Raw genomic sequence first — 4,937 nt, forward strand, 5'->3', positions numbered from 1 at the left:
ATTTTAAACCATCCTAATCTTTCTTCAGTCTTGTCTTATGGTACTTTGGCTGCTTAAAAACTGTCCGGAGTATTGACCAATATGAAACTCAAGTTGTGCAGCAACTTCAAAACATTTTGACAGCACCGGATGTTTTGGAGAGTGACTCAATGGTGAATGCTCAGGTTGCTTAGTGTGACGATGTAGATTTGAAGGCAATCGCATACCACACAAAAAGAGTTTTACAATACCAATCAAGCAATTTGAAGCGTACTAGGTTCAGGGATAGATTCACCTTCTGCTTCCCAAGCTTCCAAATACATTTCAATCACTTCTTCGCCGTTATGAATCGCTTCCTCACGAGTTTGACCGTGAGTGCAAGGCATAACCACGCGATCAGAAAATTCTGGAATAGTAACTAGAAAAAGTCCATCTTCATCAGACCATTGAACAATCATACTATATCGACTCATAAACCCTCCTCCTCCCTTAACTCATTCATTTCACTTAATAACTGTGCTAACTGCTTTTCTAGGTAGAGTGGCACATCATCTCCATCTTTGCCGGGAATTGTCAATGTTTTTCTCAGCATAGGATGTCGCCAACGTTCATGGCTACCTTTGCCGCGTTTGGGTAGATAAACAAAACCTTCACGCGCAATTTGACCTTTCAACTCTCTAATTTTCCTTGGCATGGATTTTTGTCTACTGCTCTACTCTATTTTATCACTTTTTTTCCACCCCTCCAAATACGATCGCACCTCATCACCCTCACCTTTCTACAACCTTCTCCCATCGCCTGCTTTAAAGGTTTTTGAAGCGCGAGCGCCCTCCAATTCAAATCCCTTCCACTCCATCATACTTTCAAACATTCTCGCTGCTGCTCCCTAGTAGGCACTCCATAAGCAGTATAAGGTCTAAGATCAGGCGGTTGAAGTCCCAAAACAATTGATGCGGGAGGAATTCCCGCTGCAACTAACTCCTCAGCAATCAGGCGATCGGTATTATTTGCTTGAATCCACACCAGACGGTCAATAATATCAATATGAATCACGCAATGGTGAATGCGCGGCTCATTAAACCAACCTATATTTATTAACATATAACGGTCATTTTCCCAATCAAAAGTTATTTCATTTTGGATGCCACTGTCAAAAACGGGAATTTCAGCGTATTCAGTAAGGAGCTGCTTAACAAGTTTGCGATAATTATTTAAGCTATCCCTTGTACTATTTTCTCTATTTTTGGGTTAAAAAAAACCAAATTTAGGCGGTTATTATCTAGCAAGATCTGACAAAATTTTCTCCTTCAAAAAGCTCTGTAAAAGCATTGAGTGGAATTGCAAGATACAGTTATCTTTCTGATTCCGTCCGTTTTAAGATGTCATAGTAAAGAGTATATTGACCCAAAGCTGGCTCTAAATCTGCAATTCTAGACTCACTGATAAAACTTTTAACTTCAACGGCTATCTTGCGCTCGTTGTTCTCAGCAGCTAATAGCTGTTGGGCACTAATATCGATCGGTTTCTCTTCGCCCAAGCCAAGGGATAGGGATGGTGGGTAATTGTCCAGCCAGCCTTAATGAGAGCCTGTTTGACAACTTGATGATAAATGTCTCTTGCTGGCACAATCGCTCTCTTTTGCTGTCGAGGTAGACACTGACTATTATAATGTGCAGAAGTCTCAACCATGATTCGAGAAATTCAATCTGAAACAACACGATCGCTCGATCGCCCCACCCAAATAGTCCTGCACCCACGTCGAGGCCAGAAACCGGGTTTATTCGTAGATTTCTAGTTGAGAATCTGCGATTTTTCATAAAAACCCGGTTTCTTCGCGTAAGTCCCACAAAATCAAAATATTGCCAGTGTCTAAATATAATTAAAATTTGTTAAGATTAACTCGACCTCAGCGCCGGCATCCCATCCGCCGCTAAACCTGCCCTTCCCCAGTCCCCACAACAATGCTGCGACTCGAACACATCAGTAAAATTTATCCCACAGGCGTCGTACTCAAAGATGTCACCTGGGAAGTCAAACCAGGCGATCGCATCGGCTTAGTCGGCGTTAACGGTGCCGGTAAATCCACCCAACTCAAAATCATCGCCGGCGAAATCGAACCCACCGCCGGCGAAGTCATTCGCCCCGCCAGCTTACACATCGCCTACCTCTCCCAAGAATTTGAAGTAGATCCGACTCGCACCGTCAAAGAAGAATTTTGGCGTGCCTTCAGCGAAGCCAACGAAGTCCATGAATCCCTAATGCAAGTCCATCGAGACTTGGAAAACTCCTCCCCAGAAAATCTAGACGAACTGATCCACAAAATGGATCGGCTGCAACGGCAATTTGAAGGCCTAAACGGCTACGGTTTAGAAGCCCAAATCGAGAAAATTCTGCCCGAAATCGGATTTGAACCCGAAGATGGCGATCGATTAGTCAGCGCCTTCAGCGGCGGTTGGCAAATGCGGATGAGTTTGGGCAAAATTCTCCTGCAAAAACCCGACATCCTGCTACTAGACGAACCTACCAACCACCTCGACTTAGAAACGATCGAATGGCTGGAAGTATACCTCAAAGGGCTGACAACCCCAATGGTAATCGTATCCCATGACCGAGAATTTCTCGATCGGCTCTGCACCCAAATCGTTGAAACAGAACGCGGCGTTTCCAGCACCTACCTCGGCAACTACTCCTCCTACCTACTGCAAAAAGCAGAAGCCAGAGAAGCCCAACTCAGCGCCTACGAAAGCCAGCAAAAAGAACTCGAAAAACAGCAAGCATTCGTAGAAAAATTCCGCGCCAGCGCCACTCGCAGCACCCAAGCCAAAAGCCGCGAAAAACAGTTAGACAAAATCGAACGCATCGAAGCGCCCACAGGCGGATTAAAAACTTTGCATTTCCGCTTTCCCCCCGCACCCCGCAGCGGTCGCGAAGTAGCAATAATTGAAGATTTGGTACACACCTACGGCGAAAAAATCCTGTTTTTGGGAGCCGACTTGTTAATTGAAAGGGGCGATCGTATTGCCTTTCTCGGCCCCAACGGCGCGGGCAAATCAACCCTGCTGCGGATGATTATGGGCTTGGAAAAGCCGACTGAAGGTACTGTAAAATTGGGAGGTCACAACGTCATCCCCGGTTACTTTGAACAGAATCAGGCAGAAGCCTTAGATTTGAATAAAAGCGTGATGCAAACGATTCACGACGAAGTTCCAGACTGGAAAAATGAAGAAGTTCGGACTTTGTTGGGGCGATTCTTGTTTATCGGCGAAACAGTATTCAAACAGGTTGGCGCTTTAAGTGGCGGAGAAAAAGCCCGTCTGGCTTTGGCAAAAATGCTGTTGACTCCCGTGAATTTGCTGATTTTGGACGAACCGACAAATCACCTCGACATTCCGGCGAAAGAGATGATGGAAGAGGCGATTCAGAATTATGACGGTACGGTAATTATCGTTTCGCACGATCGCTATTTCATCTCCCAAGTCGCCAACAAAATAGTCGAAATTCGGGATGGAGAGTTTCGCCCTTATTTGGGAGATTACCACTACTATCTCGATAAAATTGCTGAGGAAAAAGAGCTAGCCAAGTTAGCCCAACTTGAAGCAGAAAAAGCAGCTAAAAAAGCAGAAAAAGAAGCCAAGAAAAAAGCTGCCGCTAAGCAAAAATAAACTTGCATCCATCGCAGATAAACCTTTAATCCGCGTTTATCTGCGTGCATCTGCGGTTAAAAAAGAATCTGATTCTTAACTAACCAAAAATTCGATTAATCATTTGATTCGCCTGGGACTCGTAACTCCCACCAAACAAATTAAAATGATTTAAAATGTGATACAGATTATAAAGAGTTTTGCGTTCTTCATACCCTGAATCCAAAGGCAAAACCTGATTATATCCCCGGTAAAACTGCGCCGGGAATCCACCAAATAGCTCAGTCATCGCAATATCAACTTCTCTATCTCCAAAATATGCTGCCGGGTCAAAAATCACAGGTTCCCCCGCAGATGTCACCCCCGCATTTCCCCCCCACAAATCCCCGTGAACTAGCGAGGGTTGAGGTTCATAACCAGCTAACAATTCAGGAATCATCTCTAATAAACGTTCCCCTTGCGGAAAATGACCGCCCCTACGCCTAGCCAATTTTAACTGATAACCAATCCGATGTTCTGCCCAAAATTCTGCCCAATTTGCCGTCCAATTATTAATTTGTATAGTTGAGCCGATCGTATTATTAATATCCCACCCAAAAACTCCCCTCAATAAGCCCGAATTAGGATCTTCTCCCCCGCTTAGCAAGGGGGGGTTTGGGCGAGTGTATTTGTGCATTTCCGCAAGTTTTCGCCCCATTTCTTCCCAAGTTTGATCGCCCCCGCGTCCTCCCAAATCCAGCCATTCCAGCACAATATAAGCTGAATTCCCCTCAGTTCCCCAGCAAATCGGCTCAGGTACTCGAATTGTCTGGGTTTCCCCCATTTGCTGCAAACCGAGCGCTTCAGCTTCAAACATCGCGACTTGGGAAGCTTGATTGATTTTCACGAAATAATTGCGGGAACTGTTGCTGATATAATAGCCTTGATTGATGCAGCCACCGCTGACGGAACGGCGATTGTCGATAGAAAATGTTTCTCCGGTTGTTTCACAGATGTGCGCGGCAATTGTGTCCCACATAGCATGAAATCGTGTTGAGGGTTGAGGGCGATCGAAATTACTTTAACAGGTATAGGGAATTAAAAATTAATCAGCAAAAACAACAAAGCCCCTATCTGTACAGAGAGGAGCTTTTGTTTAAAAGTGGTTCCAGGCATTGAGCTATTGTCGAGGGGCAGTGACGAACCAACCAAATATCTTAGGCAACTGGACGTTTAACAACCGAGTTCAGAATTGAATCGGAGTGGTGCCACTGGGTCTTTCGACCCTACGGAAAAAGTTGTAAGAGTAAAAAACCCTGAAGACTGCAGAGAATTAAG

5 protein-coding genes and 1 pseudogene are annotated in these 4,937 nt (G+C 44.8%); 1 reads left to right on the forward strand and 5 read right to left on the reverse strand.

Annotated features, from left to right (window positions below; genetic code table 11):
* Window positions 1-233: 233 nt before the first annotated feature.
* The 4 genes and pseudogenes from QUA70_RS27935 to QUA70_RS28720 form a co-directional block, all read right to left on the reverse strand.
* The gene (locus QUA70_RS27935; protein ID WP_333164951.1) at window positions 234-452 is read right to left on the reverse strand and encodes a type II toxin-antitoxin system HicB family antitoxin; all 219 of its coding nucleotides are present in this window, start codon (window positions 450-452) and stop codon (window positions 234-236) included.
* The gene (locus QUA70_RS27940) at window positions 449-673 is read right to left on the reverse strand and encodes a type II toxin-antitoxin system HicA family toxin (protein WP_333351011.1); all 225 of its coding nucleotides are present in this window, start codon (window positions 671-673) and stop codon (window positions 449-451) included. The genes QUA70_RS27935 and QUA70_RS27940 overlap by 4 nt, the downstream gene beginning before the upstream one ends.
* A 161-nt stretch (window positions 674-834) precedes the next feature.
* Window positions 835-1,143 carry a XisI protein gene (locus tag QUA70_RS27945; protein WP_333351018.1) on the reverse strand — a complete coding sequence of 103 codons (309 nt, stop codon included), beginning with the start codon at window positions 1,141-1,143 and terminating at the stop codon, window positions 835-837.
* Window positions 1,144-1,330: 187 nt separating this feature from the next.
* A pseudogene (locus QUA70_RS28720) lies at window positions 1,331-1,668 on the reverse strand (element excision factor XisH family protein).
* A gap of 272 nt (window positions 1,669-1,940) precedes the next feature.
* Here QUA70_RS28720 and QUA70_RS27960 point away from each other — a divergent pair.
* Window positions 1,941-3,641 (forward strand): ABC-F family ATP-binding cassette domain-containing protein, encoded by a 1,701-nt coding sequence (locus QUA70_RS27960; RefSeq protein WP_333351017.1) that lies wholly within the window; start codon window positions 1,941-1,943, stop codon window positions 3,639-3,641.
* 79 nt (window positions 3,642-3,720) lie between these two features.
* Here QUA70_RS27960 and QUA70_RS27965 read toward each other — a convergent pair whose 3' ends face one another.
* Window positions 3,721-4,638 (reverse strand): fructosamine kinase family protein, encoded by a 918-nt coding sequence (locus QUA70_RS27965; RefSeq protein ID WP_333332105.1) that lies wholly within the window; start codon window positions 4,636-4,638, stop codon window positions 3,721-3,723.
* Window positions 4,639-4,937: the final 299 nt, after the last annotated feature.

The sequence above is a fragment of the Microcoleus sp. LAD1_D5 genome, assembly GCF_036702115.1.
Classification (GTDB): domain Bacteria; phylum Cyanobacteriota; class Cyanobacteriia; order Cyanobacteriales; family Microcoleaceae; genus Microcoleus.